This is a genomic window from Pontibacter silvestris (genome assembly GCF_020907275.1).
GTDB lineage: Bacteria > Bacteroidota > Bacteroidia > Cytophagales > Hymenobacteraceae > Pontibacter > Pontibacter silvestris.
The window spans coordinates 181,244-196,671 of record NZ_JAJJWI010000004.1; the positions used below are offsets into that span (position 1 = coordinate 181,244).

At 44.0% G+C, this 15,428-nt stretch carries 16 protein-coding genes; 8 read left to right on the forward strand and 8 right to left on the reverse strand.

What is annotated here, in order from left to right; all coding sequences use genetic code 11:
• The first annotated feature begins 292 nt into the window (after positions 1–292).
• Positions 293–688 carry a hypothetical protein gene (locus LN995_RS05250; RefSeq protein WP_229959088.1) on the forward strand — a complete coding sequence of 132 codons (396 nt, stop codon included), beginning with the start codon at positions 293–295 and terminating at the stop codon, positions 686–688.
• A gap of 217 nt (positions 689–905) precedes the next feature.
• Positions 906–2,300 carry a sigma-54-dependent transcriptional regulator gene (locus LN995_RS05255; RefSeq protein ID WP_229959090.1) on the forward strand — a complete coding sequence of 465 codons (1,395 nt, stop codon included), beginning with the start codon at positions 906–908 and terminating at the stop codon, positions 2,298–2,300.
• On the opposite strand, the gene LN995_RS05260 is transcribed toward LN995_RS05255, so the two are convergent.
• From LN995_RS05260 to LN995_RS05280, 5 genes are all read right to left on the reverse strand, one after another.
• A complete protein-coding gene (locus LN995_RS05260) occupies positions 2,295–4,943 on the reverse strand; it encodes an ATP-binding protein (protein ID WP_229959092.1) in 2,649 nt (882 codons plus the stop codon). The genes LN995_RS05255 and LN995_RS05260 overlap by 6 nt on opposite strands.
• 241 nt (positions 4,944–5,184) lie before the next feature.
• A complete protein-coding gene (locus LN995_RS05265; protein WP_229959094.1) occupies positions 5,185–5,961 on the reverse strand; it encodes a TPM domain-containing protein in 777 nt (258 codons plus the stop codon).
• Positions 5,962–5,970: 9 nt separating this feature from the next.
• A complete protein-coding gene (locus LN995_RS05270) occupies positions 5,971–6,408 on the reverse strand; it encodes a TPM domain-containing protein (RefSeq protein WP_229959097.1) in 438 nt (145 codons plus the stop codon).
• A 75-nt stretch (positions 6,409–6,483) separates the two neighbouring features.
• On the reverse strand, positions 6,484–7,062 hold the full coding sequence (locus LN995_RS05275; protein ID WP_229959099.1) for a LemA family protein: 579 nt from the start codon (positions 7,060–7,062) through the stop codon (positions 6,484–6,486).
• 167 nt (positions 7,063–7,229) lie between these two features.
• On the reverse strand, positions 7,230–7,883 hold the full coding sequence (locus tag LN995_RS05280; protein WP_229959101.1) for a 2OG-Fe(II) oxygenase: 654 nt from the start codon (positions 7,881–7,883) through the stop codon (positions 7,230–7,232).
• A 272-nt stretch (positions 7,884–8,155) separates the two neighbouring features.
• Here LN995_RS05280 and LN995_RS05285 point away from each other — a divergent pair, with 272 nt between their 5' ends.
• The 3 genes from LN995_RS05285 to LN995_RS05295 all read left to right on the forward strand — a co-directional run bounded on the left by LN995_RS05285 (position 8,156) and on the right by LN995_RS05295 (position 11,761).
• Positions 8,156–10,345, forward strand: a complete 2,190-nt coding sequence (locus LN995_RS05285; protein WP_229959102.1) for a prolyl oligopeptidase family serine peptidase — start codon at positions 8,156–8,158, stop codon at positions 10,343–10,345.
• A 142-nt stretch (positions 10,346–10,487) separates the two neighbouring features.
• A complete protein-coding gene (locus tag LN995_RS05290) occupies positions 10,488–11,273 on the forward strand; it encodes an acyl-[acyl-carrier-protein] thioesterase (RefSeq protein WP_229959104.1) in 786 nt (261 codons plus the stop codon).
• A gap of 14 nt (positions 11,274–11,287) precedes the next feature.
• Complete coding sequence (locus tag LN995_RS05295; protein WP_229959106.1) at positions 11,288–11,761, forward strand: GNAT family N-acetyltransferase; 474 nt, start codon at positions 11,288–11,290, stop codon at positions 11,759–11,761.
• Between the two features lie 417 nt (positions 11,762–12,178).
• On the opposite strand, the gene LN995_RS05300 is transcribed toward LN995_RS05295, so the two are convergent.
• From LN995_RS05300 to LN995_RS05310, 3 genes are all read right to left on the reverse strand, one after another.
• The gene (locus LN995_RS05300; RefSeq protein WP_229959108.1) at positions 12,179–12,559 is read right to left on the reverse strand and encodes a DUF4286 family protein; all 381 of its coding nucleotides are present in this window, start codon (positions 12,557–12,559) and stop codon (positions 12,179–12,181) included.
• A gap of 141 nt (positions 12,560–12,700) precedes the next feature.
• Positions 12,701–13,258 carry a hypothetical protein gene (locus LN995_RS05305; RefSeq protein ID WP_229959110.1) on the reverse strand — a complete coding sequence of 186 codons (558 nt, stop codon included), beginning with the start codon at positions 13,256–13,258 and terminating at the stop codon, positions 12,701–12,703.
• A gap of 177 nt (positions 13,259–13,435) precedes the next feature.
• On the reverse strand, positions 13,436–14,677 hold the full coding sequence (locus LN995_RS05310) for an MFS transporter (protein ID WP_229959112.1): 1,242 nt from the start codon (positions 14,675–14,677) through the stop codon (positions 13,436–13,438).
• A gap of 117 nt (positions 14,678–14,794) precedes the next feature.
• Between LN995_RS05310 and LN995_RS05315 the strand changes: the two genes are divergently transcribed.
• From LN995_RS05315 to LN995_RS05325, 3 genes are read left to right on the forward strand one after another with little or no spacing between them, the layout of a single operon-like run.
• Positions 14,795–14,947: a hypothetical protein gene (locus tag LN995_RS05315; RefSeq protein WP_229959114.1), complete on the forward strand. Its 153-nt coding sequence runs from the start codon at positions 14,795–14,797 to the stop codon at positions 14,945–14,947.
• Entirely contained in the window at positions 14,944–15,099 is a 156-nt protein-coding gene (locus LN995_RS05320; RefSeq protein WP_229959116.1) for a hypothetical protein, read from the forward strand. Before LN995_RS05315 ends, LN995_RS05320 begins: the two co-directional genes overlap by 4 nt.
• Positions 15,075–15,404 carry a YdeI/OmpD-associated family protein gene (locus LN995_RS05325; RefSeq protein WP_229959118.1) on the forward strand — a complete coding sequence of 110 codons (330 nt, stop codon included), beginning with the start codon at positions 15,075–15,077 and terminating at the stop codon, positions 15,402–15,404. Before LN995_RS05320 ends, LN995_RS05325 begins: the two co-directional genes overlap by 25 nt.
• Positions 15,405–15,428: the final 24 nt, after the last annotated feature.

A 15,428-nucleotide genomic window follows, 5' to 3' on the forward strand; every position in this document is an offset into this window, starting at 1 on the left:
TAGTCATTATTCAACAAACTACTGGATGATTAACAGCTTTCAGGTAATGTACGATACCATTATAAATTATGCTTTGCTGCAAAAGCTTAAATGATTTGATTGAGGAAAGAATCTACAAAGTGTGGAAATGTTCTACATGTTGAACTTACATTCTACAATAAGGGAATAACATGTTATATTTGTAAGTTATTGATTTATAACTATTTATTTGTTTTATGAGGTTCTGGCACGGTTATCTCAAATAAGAAACTGAAATTGATTCAGATTTTTAAATTATTTAAAAGAGATCACGATGAAAAAGGTAACGTTTTTAGCCGCAGCAATAGCATTATTAGGAGTAGCATCAGTTGACGCTAACGCGCAAGCAACACAAGAAGAGCAAACACAACAAACTCAACAAACACAAACACAACAAGAGCAGATAGGCGCTCAGGCTCAGACAGAATCGGCTGAAGGTAAAAAAGAAAAAATTACTGAAGATCAACTTCCAGAGCCAATTAAACAAGCTCTTAAATCAGACACTTATAAAGACTGGACTGTAAGCGAAATCAACAAAGTTTCTCCAGCTGCAGGTGAAGGATCTCAGGAAGCAGGCAAAATAGTTTATGAAGTGACTTTCACAAATACAGAAGGTCAGAGTGGTGTTGCTCGTTTCGATGAAACAGGTAAACCAGCTTCTACAAAATAATTAAAAATTACAGTACAACTATCTATCAAAAAGCCTCCGTTCTACGGGGGCTTTTTATTTTTGTCCATTTTGTAATGTAATGCAGATTAAGCCGTTCTGAAGTTACAACCAAATAAGCTATGTTTAACAATGAAGAATTTGCCGTTAATTCGTAACCCTTCACTGTTATTGGTTGTTTAAGACTTTTCGAAACCAGAATGCTTATATTTGCCACTACATGGCTAAAATTCTTATCATTGATGATGACCCGACGTTCTGCCTGATGCTGCGCACGTTCCTGCAACGTGAACAGTATGTAACGCAAACGGCTAATTCTGCTACCGATGCCCTGAAACAGCTGAGGCAGGAGGAGTTTGACCTTATTCTTACTGACTTTAGACTGCCAGATAAAGACGGGCTGGAACTGCTTAGTCAGATAAAAGTGCTGTCTCCGGATGTTCCGGTAATTTTAATGACTACTTATGCAGACATCCGTACTGCCGTAAGAGCCATTAAAATGGGAGCCTTTGAGTACATCACGAAGCCCATAAAACCGGAAGAAACACTACTGGCGATACAAAATGCCTTAGTTAAAAAGCAAAGTGACAGTGTAGCTTCAGAGAAAGCAGCAAGTACTGCTCCTTCAGGCAAGGGGCTTACGTTTGTGCGTGGTAATAGCCAACTGGCAACACAATTAGAGGAGTATATTGCTTTAGTGGCTCCAACCAATATGTCGGTGCTGATAGAGGGAGAAAGTGGAACAGGTAAAGAATACGTGTCCCGCATGATACACCTGAGCAGCAAGCGCCACGATAAACCTTTTGTAGCAATAGATTGTGGTGCCTTATCGAAAGAGTTAGCAGGAAGCGAGCTGTTCGGTTATGTGAAAGGTGCCTTTACTGGTGCTATGAAAGATAAAGAAGGCCAGTTTGAGGCTGCTAATGGTGGTACCCTTTTTCTGGATGAGATAGGTAATTTATCTTATGAAGTACAGGTAAAGCTATTGCGGGCCCTACAGGAGCGTAAGGTAAAGAAAATTGGGAGTACCACTGATTTAGATGTGGATGTACGCATACTGGCTGCTACGAATGAAGATCTTGTGCAGGCCGTAAGCCGTGGAGAATTCCGCGAGGACCTGTATCACCGCCTGAACGAATTTAAGATAAATATTACTCCACTGCGGGAGCGTCAGATTGACATTTTGTTGTTTGCCAATCATTTTCTCCAGCAGGCGAATGAGGAACTGGAGCGTAATGTAATAGGTTTTGACCCTGCAGTTAGTGTGGCATTGGAGAAGTACAGCTGGCCGGGCAACCTTCGGGAACTGAAGAATGTAGTAAAACGGGCCGTTCTGCTAACCAAAACAGATGAAGTAACCCTTAACGAATTACCTCCTGAAATAGCTTATTACACAACTGAGCCAGCGGTTACAGAAGCTGCTCCGGATGATCCTTTACAAACAGCACCTGCCCCTGTTACAGATTTAAGAAGTGCCACGGAGCGAAACGAAAAAGAGCTTATCCTGCAGATGCTTGAAAAAGTGAGATATAATAAAGCTAAGGCAGCCAGGTTGCTTAATATCGACCGCAAAACTTTATACAACAAGCTTAAGCTTTATAATATCGATTTATAAGCTCTCCTGAACTAAAGTTCCAGCTGAAGTTCGCAGGTTCTTTAACTCCTGCTCAAGTGCATTCAGCACTTGAGTGACATTGGCATCTAGTTGTGAAACTAAAGCCGGCAGATGAACAGTTTCTATATTTTCCTGATGGAGTAGCTGCTCTAGCTGTTCTAAAGCCGGAGTTACAGCGTGAGCATGTAAATGCTTGAAAGCCGTGAGCATTTTATGTGCTACGTTACCCGCCTCTGACCAGTCCTGAAATGCTACGGCTGCTTGCAATTGCTTCAGGTTCTGCCGGTGGTCTGCTAGCAGCACCTCTATTACGGCAGCTAATGCTACTCCGTCTGGGCCTGTAAACTCACGCATTTCTGATAAATCATATAAAGAAGAAGGTTTATCAGGTACAGGAGGTGCTGGAACGGCAGTGGTTGTTTGAGGAGGCTCTGTAGCCAATTCAGTATGTTGTAGTGCTTTAACAAGTTTCTGCTGCATTTCCTGTTCTGTAAATGGCTTCAGTAAATAATCTGAAACACCTGTTTTGGCAAAAAAGCTGGCATTCCTGCTAAGTATATTTGCCGTTACAGCAATAATGGGTATTGTCTCGTTCTTCCTGCGGATGGCTTTGGCGACGGCTTTACCACTCATTCCGGGTAGTTGTACATCAGTCAGTATCAGGTCAAAAGGCTGCTGCTCTACAGCCTGCAAAGCGGTTTTTCCGTCAGATGCTAACTGCACGTGCATTCCCCATCGGTTCAGAACTATTTCGCAAAGGGTACGGCTATAGCCGTCGTCATCTATCACTAAAACACGTTTACCTAGAAGCACCTGCTGCTCCTGTACATCGCTTTCAGGAATAACCTGGGCCTGAGGGGTTTCGCCTGTAGCTTTATGAAGTGGTAAAACGATGCTGAAAGTAGTGCCCTGGCCTGGTGTGCTGCGCAGGGAAAGGGTACCTTGCTGCATCTCAATGAGCTTTTTACTGATAGCCAAGCCTAGTCCTGTGCCGCCATATTTCCGGATGATAGATGTGTCAGCCTGGTTAAATTCACCAAAGACATGCTCTACACGTTCCATCGGGATACCCACACCTGTATCGGCTACCTCTATAGCCAGAACAACTCTGTTCCTGCGCTTCGACTTTAGTTTGCATTGTACCAGCACCTGACCTTTATCTGTGAACTTGATGGCATTATCCACCAAATTAAACAGTACTTGTTTCAGGCGCATAGGGTCTCCGTTCAAAGCTGCTGGTAAAGTCTTTTCTACTGTGCAAACCAAATTTATCCCTTTGGTACGCGCTTTCAGTTTAAAAGCTTCCTCTATCTCGTTTATAAGTTGCGGTAAGTTGAAAGGAGCATAGTCGATGTGCAGCTTGCCAGCCTCAATTTTTGAAAGATCCAGCACATCGTTTACAATGTGCAACAGGTGGTTGCCTGCATTTTGTATGGCCTGCAGGTGCTGTTGTTGCTTCGGTTGTAACTGCGTATGAGTTAGCTGCTCCGAAAAGCCAAGTACTACATTCAAAGGTGTACGAATCTCATGGCTCATGTTGGCAACGAAGGCTTCTTTGGCACGGGCCAGTTGTACAGCTTCTTTGCGGGCCTTAATCAGTTGTAACTTATAAGAATTGCTGCGCGTGATATCGCGGAGGATGAGCAGAATAAAAGCTATGCCACCTGCCAGACCGACAATGCCTACTGTTAACATAATCAAGGCTGTTTGTTTGGCTACGTACCTTGCTTTTTCAGCATTTAAGGCTGCGAGTCTTACCTCGTGCCGTTCCAGCTTATGCACCATTTTGCGTATCTGGTCCATAATATTCTTGTCCTGCTGCAGAAGGGACATTTCTTTAGCCAACAGTTCTTCGTGCGTACGATTCGCTTCCCGTTGAACATTGTATAGTATGCGTCTTACTTTAGATAATGCGGCCACCTGAGAGGCTCTGTTTGCGTTGGTATCCACTTCTATTTCTTGCTTAACACTTAGCTTAGGCACCAGTACCGGTGGTGGGCTTACATTTTGTTCCTCATTGCTTTTATCCCGCTTAGAGAATATCCTGCTAAAAAAGCTTTTATTTTCTTTTGCTTTGGGAGCTTTCTCCTTCTGCAAAGAATCTTGCTGGTTTATGGAAAGCCTGTCTGTGATAGTGGTAGTCGTATGTTGTTTGATGGTGGTTACTATAGGCAAGGGCTGTTCTGTCGCAGTAGAGGCAATCTCCCGCATGGCCTTTCCTGAATAGTTATTGTCTTGTTGCTGTTTTTTTAGAGCAACATAGCGTTCCAGGCTTGCCTGTTTTTCCGCCAAAAGCGACGAGATAGAATCTGCCTGCGCTAACTCCTGAGAGTTGTTGTACATCATTAGCCGTAGCGAATCTATCTGACTCTTAATGGTGTCAAGATGGCCCAGGTAGTTTTTAAAATGTTCTTCTTTTGAGGTAAGTGTATAGGCACGTATAGAACTTTCGGCAGTTGCCATGTTCTCTAAGGTATGTTGCAGCTTTACAAGTTTATCGTTTGGGCGTGACAAAACCTCTACAGAGGATAGCAGCTGCGTAAAGCTGCTATAGGTAAGGTACACCCCAAAAACGACAATGCTAAATGCCAGTCCGAAGCCTAGCATTACTTTTGTCTTTATACTATCGCCAGATATCCGCATTTAGTTTTTCTTTGGGTAATAAAGCACAGTGTTAAAACCTTATAACGGTTGGGTTGCTTAAATGATTTCGTTAGGTGAATAATCACTAAAGCTCCGTTTTAGGCTTTGTGTGCTGATATTTACGAGTACAACCTGAAGAGCAGAAAGGAAAGCTGTTGTAAAGCCTCTTTGATAGTCTTTACGGGGTATAAAAAAGGCAGAAAGCTGTAAAAGCTTTCTGCCTGAAAATTTATTCACGAAATTACCAGCTGCTGCTAGCTCCTCCACCTCCAAAGGAACCTCCTCCAAAGCCACCGAAGCCGCCACCTCCGCCTCCGCCAAACATGCCGCCGCCAGAACGGAAAGAGCCAAATCCTCCGGGTACAATAATCGGTCCTCCCAAAGTTCGTGCATAGCGGTGCCCTCCTCTTCCTCCGCGGCCACCTCCGCCTCTTCTGGAGAGGAAAAACACGATCAGCATTACAATAGCAATGACAAAGAAGATGGACGAGCCTCCTTCTGAATCACTTTCTTCCTGTGCTGTGGCCTGGTATTCACCGCTGGCTACACTAATAATAAAACTTGTGGCTTCGTCCAGGCCTTTGTAGTAAGCACCCTGCTGAAAATTAGGCTTTAGCGTCCGCTCTGTAATGCGCTTAGCTATGGCATCCGGTACAATATGTTCCATGCCATAACCTGTCTGTATAGCTACCCTGCGTTCGTTTTTGGCAATCAGTATGACCAGGCCATTATCATTTTCTGCGCCGCCAACGCCCCATCGCTCTCCAAGTTCTGCCGCATACTGGTTTATGTCGTAGCCTCCAATAGATGTAAGCGTGACAACGGCTATCTGTGTAGAGGTAGTATCGTTGTAATTTACAAGCTTCTGTTCCAGGGCTCGCTCCTCGTTGGCACTAAGCATATCAGCCAGGTCGTTTACCAGGCGGGGCGGGGTAGGCCGGGCCGGAAAATCGCTGTTCTGTGCTACGGTTAGTATGCTCAGGAGGCAGAAGTAGAAAAAGAAAATAAGGTGCTTCATTATAATTTTTTAATCCCCAAACGAGATATCATCGCTCAGTTCGTTAATGTCGCCTTTCTGATCGTACGGGAAGTGGGTTTTTAGCTGTTCTCCGGCCATGCGTATGCCTTTGGCCAAGCCTTCGGCATATTGCTTTTGCTTAAAGTGCTTGATCACTTCTTGTGTAATGTCTTCCCAATAGTTGCCTGGCACAATGGCATTAATACCAGCATCTCCCAAAACGGCAAACTGATGATCTTCCATAGCGACATAAAACAACACGCCATTGCGCAACTTTGTCTTATGCATGTGCAGTTCGGCAAACACTTCCGTCGCACGGTCGAGCACTTCTCCTTCACAGTAGTTTTCGATGTGTACCCGTATTTCACCAGAAGTGTTCTGCTCCGCATCTTGTATGGCGGCCATTATTTTCTGCTCGTCTGCTTCGGTTATAGTGTCTTTAGGCATAGCTGTAACATTGATAACCGTCTGTTAGGTGGTACGACTTAATTTACCTCACCACCTAACAGACAGCATTTAAATTTAAAATTGTACCGTAGGAGCCTGCTGGGCACTTGCATCAGCTTCAAAATAGCCTTTCTTTTCGAAGTCGAACCAGCCGGCAATCATGTTCCGTGGAAACGAGCGAATATATGTGTTGTAGTCCTGTACTGTTTCGTTGAATTTACGACGTTCCACAGAAATACGGTTCTCGGTTCCCTCCAATTGTGCCTGTAATTCCAGGAAGTTCTGATTCGTTTTAAGTTCCGGATACCGCTCTACAGACACCAGCAGGCGACTCAGAGCTCCGGAAAGTTCGCCCTGTGCTTCCTGAAAGCGTTGAATATTTTCCGGTGTAAGGTTATCTGGGCTAATATTGACACTGGTAGCTTTGGCCCGAGCCTCTATAACATCTGTGAGTGTACCTCTTTCAAAATCTGCGGCTCCTTTCACAGTGTTTACCAGGTTAGGCACCAGGTCGGCACGTCGCTGGTAAGCATTCTGCACGTTAGCCCATTGCGATTCTACAGTTTCGTCTTTCTGCACCATCGTATTATAGCCACAGGACGACTGCGAGATTAGTATTACAAATCCAATCAGGTAAAAGAATAATTTTTTCATGTCTGAGTATAGTGTTATTATTTATAGCTTAAGCTTCGCCTGCTATAGCGATATCAGTACGAAATTATAAAACCATCGTTCCATTAACGAATGAAACATGAAAAAATTAAGCAAGCACTATGTATAAATGCTGTGCTATGCATTTAAGACAGCATCGTTTTTGCCGTTTATAAGAACGGCAGCTCATTTAGTTGGTCCTTCAGCCAACCAGTAAGGCTGTAGCGATGGCGAGTAGCGGGTAGCACTTCGTGGGGCAGCAGGTTGCTCCGGAAACAAGCCAACCGACCTGCTATAGGTAGCACATCTAAAGTTTCTTCCTCTCCGTTCTCCTTAGGCAGGTACAAGCGTAGATTTCCGCCATGCTCTGGTAGCCAGTCCTCATTAAGGTACAAGATACAAGACAGCTGGCGATGATCGTTTACCTGGAACTGATCTATGTGGCGCTGGTAAACAGTGCCTGGAGGATAAACCGTAAAGTGAAATTCATAGTCTTTAAGCCCCAGATAACAGGTGCGGTTAATATAACGCATCATCTCGTCCATCTTGTCCAGGAAAACACGCGTTGGTGGTAGCGCGTTTTCTGGTTCTATCCAGCGAATATGGTCCCCGCGTACCTCACGGTTTACCTGGAACTGATCTGCTGTGCCGATGCCAGCTTTCTTAAATGTACCTTGCTCCTGGTGGTGCGTCAGAACCTCCATAAGGTTCTTTACCTCCTGTAAATCCAGAAAATTGTCTACAACGGCATATCCTTTATCGGAGAGGTTATCTGCTATCTGTTCAAATTTCTGTAATGCTTCTTCTTCCAGTTGTTCCTGCATGGCTGTTTCTTAACCTGTTATAGATATTAATACTTGTAAAGCTTTATTTTGGCTGCCTGTCTGGCAAAAAAGCTGATAAATCTACAAACAAAACCTGTTGCTGATACTCCTGATAAAAGAAGATTCTTTTTTTAGGAAAGTTGTACTGGTAAGGCCGGAAATACTGCCGTTGTAACGCATGGTCTGTTGCTTAGGGAATGGTAGCTTTAAGCTGAAAAATGCTTAAATTAGACACCTTAAAAACCTAAACATCAAGAACAGGCGTAGCCTTTATGAAAAAGACAAACATTTTATTGCTTGCCGGGAGCTTAACGGCTATGTCGGCATGCAAGACAAGTAACACCGAAACAACAGCCTCTGGCATGGAATCTAAAACAACAACCGAAACTACTACGTCTGCTGCGACTACGCTTAATTACCCGGATACCAAGAAAATTGATCATGTAGATGATTATTTCGGAATGCGGGTAGCTGATCCTTACCGCTGGCAGGAAACACACGACGGAGAGTTGGATAGCTGGATTGAGCAGGAAAACAAAGTAACACAGGCGTACTTCAGCAGCATTCCGTTCCGCGATAAAATCAAGCAGCGCCTTACCGAAATCTGGAACTACCCTAAATATGGTGCTCCGTTCAAAGAAAATGGCAAGTACTATTTCTATAAGAATGATGGCCTGCAAAACCAGAGTGTGCTATATGTACAGGAGTCTTTAGAGGCAGAGCCAAAAGTATTCTTCGACCCTAATAAGCTTTCAGATGACGGTACTGTTGCTCTTACAGCGCTGGCTTTTTCAGATGATGGTAAGTACGTGGCTTATGGTACGGCCAGTGGCGGCTCTGACTGGAATACTTACTATGTAATGGAAGCTGCTACAGGCAAAAAGCTGGATGACGGAATAGAATGGGTGAAGTTCTCTGGTCCTAGCTGGTACAAAGATGGCTTCTTCTACAGCCGTTACGATGCTCCTACGGAGGGTAATAAACTGGCGAATAAGAACGAGTTTCATAAAGTATATTACCACAAAGTAGGCACGCCACAAAGCGAGGACAAGCTGGTTTATGAGGATAAACAGCACGCTCTCCGCAATTTTTACGGACAGACTACGGATGATGAACGTTTTCTGATCCTGAATGTGTCAGAAGGTGCTAGTGGAGCCAATGCACTTTATTATAAAGATCTGACAGATGCAAAGTCAACTATAACACCTATAGTAGAGAATTTTGAGTCGGAGTACAACGTAGTGGATAACTTCGGGGACAAGTTGCTGGTGATGACAAACAAGAATGCGCCCCGCTACCGCCTGGTGCTGCTAGACCCCGAAAAGCCGGAGGAGCAGAACTGGGAAACAGTTATCCCGGAGAGCAGTAATGTGATTACAGGCGTTTCTACAGCAGGTGGTCGTATTATTGTTACTTACATGAAAGATGCCACCAGCGAAGTGTTAGTGTTCGATACCAGTGGCAAGCAACTTAACAAATTAGAACTGCCAGCTATTGGTTCAGTGGGTGGCTTTAATGGAGAGAAAGAAGATAAAGAAGTGTTTTTCACGTTTACTTCCTTTACTTATCCTCCAACTATTTACTGCTACGATGTACAGAATAATGAAGTATCTCTATTCCGCAAAACAGAAGTGAACGTGGATACAGAAGCTTATGAAACGAAGCAGGTGTTCTATACTTCTAAGGATGGTACAAAAGTGCCCATGTTTATTGTACACAAAAAGGGCCTGAAGCTGGATGGTAGTAACCCAACTTTATTATATGCTTATGGGGGCTTCAACATTTCTTTAACACCAAGCTTTAGCGTTTCGAACATGCTGTGGCTGGAGAACGGAGGTGTGTATGCTTTGCCTAACCTGCGTGGCGGTGGCGAGTACGGCGAAGAATGGCATAAAGCAGGTATGACTCCTAACAAGCAAAACGTATTCGATGACTTTATTGCAGCCGCAGAATACCTGATCAGCGAAAACTACACATCCAGCGAAAAACTGGCTGTTAGCGGCGGGTCTAATGGTGGTTTGCTGGTAGGTGCCTTTATGACACAGCGCCCTGAGCTGGCTAAAGTAGCTCTGCCTGCTGTAGGCGTAATGGATATGCTGCGTTTCCATAAGTTTACCATTGGTTGGGCGTGGGTGCCGGAATATGGTTCTTCCGACAATGAAGCTCAGTTTAAGAACCTGTACGCTTTCTCTCCTTTGCATAATATTAAGGAAGGTGTGAAATATCCTGCTACCTTAGTTAAAACAGCAGATCATGACGACCGTGTGGTGCCTGCGCACTCTTTTAAATTTATCTCTACGCTTCAGGAAAAAGGTGCTCCGGGTAATCCATACCTGATTCGTGTAGATGTTCGTGCAGGACATGGTGCCGGTAAGCCTACATCATTGGTTATTCAGGAGGCTGCCGATACCTGGTCATTTGTGTATCAGAACATGGGCATTAATCCTTATCTGAATCAGTAAGTAAGGCAAATATTAAGTTCTAAAGCAAAAGCCGCAATGTTTAAAAGATGTTGCGGCTTTTGCTTTAGAAGCTCTTGTGCATACTGATAATGGCAAGCCCGACTAAACTTTATTAACTTAGCGTCTCACAAAGCAGCTAACTATGGCAAAAGCAACAGGAGGCACAAGCCAGTTTATCATTCGGTCTAACGAAATCGATTACCGTGGACAGGCTACTTTGCCAGCCTTAGTAGGCTGTTTACACGAGGCAGCATGGGAGAATACGACAGCGTTGGGCATTTCTATGTATGATCTGCTGGAGCAAGGATTGACTTGGGTACTGCAGCGCATACGCCTGGAGATATTCCGCTACCCTAAGCATGATGATAAAATTATAGTAGAAACCTGGGCCTCTGGCCGTGAGAGGGTGTTTATGCACCGTGACTTCCGGATTTATAGTGCAGAACGGGAACTGCTGGGGCAGGCAACAAGTGTGTGGCTGGTAATGGATGTTGTAAAGCGACAACTGGTGTCGGTGCCGGATTTTATAACTGCCGTAGAGATAGTGCCGGGGCAGGAGCCATTGCCTTTTGCCAAAGGAAAGCTGCCGCAGCTACAGGTAGCACAGTATGAGCAGCAAATACCTGTGCGCTGGCACGACATTGACCTGAACCGGCATGTAACTAATACCCGCTATCTGCAATGGGCGCTGGATACACTGCCATTGGAACTGCTGGAGCATCATTATTTAAATGAGCTGGACATCATCTTTAAAGCAGAAAGTGTGTTAGGTGACATTGTTGTCTCGGAAGCAGCTGCGTTAGCAGAACAAGAGAGCATGTATATACATAAACTTACCAGCCGTGATAGCGGAAAAGAACTGGTGCAGGCAAAAACAACCTGGAGCCTGTATGGTGGCTTAGGCAAACCAGATTATAACGAACAATAAATAAAGAGACATAAATGAGTGTAACTGTAAGAAAAGGCACTGAGAGTGATCTGCCACAAGTTCTTGCGCTTATTCAGGAACTGGCGGAGTTTGAACGTGCTCCCAATGAGGTAACGAATACTCTGGAAGATATGCAGCGGGATGGTTTTGGCGAGAATCCGATATTCAGTTTTTTTGCTGCTGAAACAGCAGAAGGTATTGTTGGTATTGCGTTGTACTACACCGCCTATTCTACCTGGAAAGGAAAAACCTTATACCTGGAGGACCTGGTTGTAACAGAGCGCCTGCGCAGGAGTGGTATTGGCAGAAAGCTGTTCAATGCCGTAGCGCAAGAGGCAAAAAAAACAGGTATGAAGCGTTTTCGATGGCAGGTACTGGAATGGAATGAGCCAGCTATTGCTTTTTACAAGAAGATTGGTGCTGACCTTGATGGTGAATGGTTTAACTGCACCATGACAGCGCAGCAGATTCAAGACTATAATGCATAAAGACAACAGAGAAGAGCCCATTACAACTTGTTGTAACGGGCTCTCTGGTTGTAATAGGCCCCCCCACTCCTTTATTTATTGCTACTTTTTCACTAAAGAGACCAGGGTATTTGTCTGCCACTTTAAGATATTGTCTTTTATATTGCAGATAGCCCCATTCTAGCCCAAACCGCACATAAAAGAGGAACCTTAACACAACTTCTTTTAAATCCAGAGTAGAGAAACTTATGTCTTCATTCCAAAAAAGATAGTAAAAAGCAATCGGTAAGCCCCAGATTAAAAGGCCTCGAACAAGAATGAACTTCCGTATATTTTTTCGCTTTTGTTTCCATTTTTGAAGGAAGTCCTTTCTTTAAATTCATTGTATGGGATAAGAGGGATTATTAGCTTTTTGCTAAGTCTGCAGTTATCTTATTCTTAGCTCCGCTCAACATCTATGCCTACCACTTCCAGCATAGAGGCAAAGTATACCAGCTTATTAGGGTAGCGTTCTATTTGTTTCGCCAGAATTTCCGGTTCATGCTCATTCTGGTACTCTTGCAGGTCCTGCAGGTTACGACAGGTATATTGCAGGGCATAGGTGGTACCTCCGTTTTCTATTTCGTTGAGCAGGCGGGCTACCTGGTTACGCAGAAAAAAACCTGTGCTCATTACCTCCGGAATATGTACTTCCTTTACCCACTGCAGCCATTCTTCGGCTACACTATTCTCTATACTTACAGTTATATTATATAGTATCATACCCGAAAGTACGAAATTCAGCATTATAATGGAGATAGCAAGTATGTAAATATGCATGTAGGCAACGCTGAAGTTCAGAATAGAAACCATCAGGGAATGCTAATATCTCCATAAATAAAAGGTGCCTCAAGAATAGAAAAGGCGACAGAGCAATGTTTCTTGCACTATCGCCTCCCTGCAGTTAAATGAGCGGGACCTTTATTGGCAGGTCCAGTTACCAACAGTGCCGTTGACATAAGCGTTATCAGCCTGAGGCTGATAAGCTACTATAACTGGTTTTGTGTTGGAGGCTGTTAACAGCTGCAATTGCCCTTCGCTCAACTGGATGTAAACAACACCCTTGTCATCACAGGCAGCTCTGATTATGCCTGCGCCATTACTTAAAGTATAGCTGCTATTGGTGCTCAAACCAGTAGCAGTCAGTTCTTTTATCTCATATACTTTGGATGGAGAGATGTCTCCTGATTTGCCCAGTGCCATTTTTTCAGCACTTTCCACTTTGCCGCCAATCCAAAGGTTTTCACCCAGACAAGCAGAGGTTTCAGCAATCAGGTCAAAATATACCTCGTCGTTTGCTGCTGCAATAGCAGCTACTGTAATAGTGCCTGTCTCTTTTACTGGTACAGGTAGTTCTGTTACCTGCTGTTCTTTTGCTTTATGATCTACACGTGTTGTGCAGGAAGAGTAGAACAGCAACAGGCAGCAAACTACTAAAAGGTATAATCCGGAATTAACAGAGGTAAAGGTTCTTTTCATAGGCTAGTGTAATAAGTTGACACACAGTAGGTTTGTTAGTCTATTATACTAGCCTATAGTTTTTTTGTTGTACTATTAAGAGTATGTTTTGAGGATTATTGTTATTTTCATGATGTTGATAGCCACCATGTTGCTATATGCAAAGATCTGATGTTATGGAGAACAAAACTGCTGAGGCTATGAAACAGGCTCCAGGTAATCCAGGTCCTTGGCATAGGTTTCTTCCAGAGAAAGGATAGAAACTACGGCAATAGCGACACATACTATTCCTAATGCTAATGCACCCGGAATAAGGCCCATAACATCTTTTATATACGTAAAAGCAAAAGAGAGCGGCACCACAGCGCCCCTAACAAAGTTAGGAACAGTAGTGGTAACAGTGGCTCTGATATTTGTGCCAAATTGCTCTGCAGCAATAGTAACGAAAACAGCCCAATAGCCGCTGGCAAACCCCAAAGCAATGCACAGCAGATAAAACACATTTAAACTTAAATTGCTTCCCAGCAGATATATGCTCACAAAAACAGCCGTCATCATGATAAAAGCTAACACTATACTGCGCCTGCTTTTAAAGCGCTGACTAAGGTATCCACTAACTAGGTCGCCAAATATCAGGCCCAAGTAACACGATGAAACCGCTCTTGCTGCTGAAACGGGCTCTGTTATGCCCATGGCCGCACCAAACTCAGGAGACAAAGTAACCAGTATGCCCACCACATACCATATCGGAATCCCTATCAGAATACACTTCAGGTATTTCCAGAAGCGCTTCTTGTTGGTGAACAAACTTAGAAAGTTTCCACGTGTAACACTTTGTGCCTTTACTTGGTTAAACATACCTGACTCAAAAACACCGATTCTTAGCAAAAGTAGTAACAAACCGAGTCCGCCCCCGATAAAGTATGCGGGACGCCAGCCAAAATACTCCCCCACAAAGCCTGCCAGTATGGCTCCAGATATACCAACGGTTGCCACCACCATCGTGCCATATCCTCTTTTCTCTTTTGGCAGTACTTCTGAAACTAAAGTAATACCCGCTCCGAGTTCTCCTGCCAGACCTACTCCTGCCACAAAGCGTAAAAAAGCATACATCGGGATGCTGCTTATGAAACCATTCGCAATGTTGGCAACTGAGTAAATAAAAATAGAACCAAACAGAACCGATAAACGCCCACGCTTGTCGCCTAACATACCCCAGGCCACACCACCTATCAGCATACCTGCCATTTGCATGTTCAGGAGCAGAATGCCTTGTTCCAGTACTGCTGCCGGGTCAGTAACGCCTAAGTCCTGTAAGCTGGATACACGCACAGTGCTAAAAAGTATCAGGTCATAGATATCTACAAAGTAGCCTAAAGCTGCCACTATAACTGAGGCATTGAACAGGTAATGTTTCGTGGAGGAAGTCTGGTTAACCATATGCTATTTATATAATTCTTTAAATATATGATATGTATTGATGTCCGCCACAGATTATGAACCAAAATTTTGCTTTAGTTTAGCGCCTGATGACATAGGTAGATTTGAAATAGTATTATGCAAGATTTAATAAAGAAACTGCAGTTAAAGGCAGGTCAGAGCCTGTTGCTGATTCAGGCACCGGAAGCTGTAGAGGCGGCATTAAAGCCTGACGGTTTTGCTGTTACTGCTGTGGAGGAACTGCCAGTTGCCGGAACTTTGCCTTTGTGAAGATAAAAGCAGAGCCCGGTCAGTTTACAGCCGGAGTAACAAAGGTGCTTAAACCCAAAACGGTACTTTGGGTGGCATATCCAAAGAAATCATCAAAGCTTAAAAGTGACCTTACCCGTGATGAAGGATGGAAACAGTTGGTTATGAAGTAGTAAGGCAGATATCTGTTGATGATATGTGGTCATTTTTACGATTCAAGCATCAGTCAGTACGGAAAGAGCCATCAAAATATGGTACAGATATGCCGGAGATTGAAAGGAAAAGTAAAACGGTTATACCTCCCGATGATCTGCTGCAGGCTCTGGAAGCAGCAGGCTTGGGGAATGCTTTTCAGAACTTATCATTTATACAGAGAAAAGAATATTCAGTGGCAGTTCTGGAAGCCAGGCGGCCAGAGACAAGAGCTAACCGTATTCAGAAAGCAGTTGAACAGCTTCGAAGTACTGTACAACTGTGATATCAGGAAAATTTACAAGCATAA

Coding starts and splice junctions, on each gene's coding strand:
- LN995_RS05265 (WP_229959094.1), bottom strand. CDS start 5,961: ATGAAGCACCTTATTTTCTTTTTCTACTTCTGCCTCCTGAGCATACTA.
- LN995_RS05310 (WP_229959112.1), bottom strand. CDS start 14,677: ATGGTTAACCAGACTTCCTCCACGAAACATTACCTGTTCAATGCCTCA.
- LN995_RS05290 (WP_229959104.1), top strand. CDS start 10,488: ATGGCAAAAGCAACAGGAGGCACAAGCCAGTTTATCATTCGGTCTAAC.
- LN995_RS05260 (WP_229959092.1), bottom strand. CDS start 4,943: ATGCGGATATCTGGCGATAGTATAAAGACAAAAGTAATGCTAGGCTTC.
- LN995_RS05250 (WP_229959088.1), top strand. CDS start 293: ATGAAAAAGGTAACGTTTTTAGCCGCAGCAATAGCATTATTAGGAGTA.
- LN995_RS05300 (WP_229959108.1), bottom strand. CDS start 12,559: ATGCATATTTACATACTTGCTATCTCCATTATAATGCTGAATTTCGTA.
- LN995_RS05315 (WP_229959114.1), top strand. CDS start 14,795: ATGCAAGATTTAATAAAGAAACTGCAGTTAAAGGCAGGTCAGAGCCTG.
- LN995_RS05275 (WP_229959099.1), bottom strand. CDS start 7,062: ATGAAAAAATTATTCTTTTACCTGATTGGATTTGTAATACTAATCTCG.
- LN995_RS05325 (WP_229959118.1), top strand. CDS start 15,075: ATGGAAACAGTTGGTTATGAAGTAGTAAGGCAGATATCTGTTGATGAT.
- LN995_RS05280 (WP_229959101.1), bottom strand. CDS start 7,883: ATGCAGGAACAACTGGAAGAAGAAGCATTACAGAAATTTGAACAGATA.
- LN995_RS05305 (WP_229959110.1), bottom strand. CDS start 13,258: ATGAAAAGAACCTTTACCTCTGTTAATTCCGGATTATACCTTTTAGTA.
- LN995_RS05255 (WP_229959090.1), top strand. CDS start 906: ATGGCTAAAATTCTTATCATTGATGATGACCCGACGTTCTGCCTGATG.
- LN995_RS05285 (WP_229959102.1), top strand. CDS start 8,156: ATGAAAAAGACAAACATTTTATTGCTTGCCGGGAGCTTAACGGCTATG.
- LN995_RS05295 (WP_229959106.1), top strand. CDS start 11,288: ATGAGTGTAACTGTAAGAAAAGGCACTGAGAGTGATCTGCCACAAGTT.
- LN995_RS05270 (WP_229959097.1), bottom strand. CDS start 6,408: ATGCCTAAAGACACTATAACCGAAGCAGACGAGCAGAAAATAATGGCC.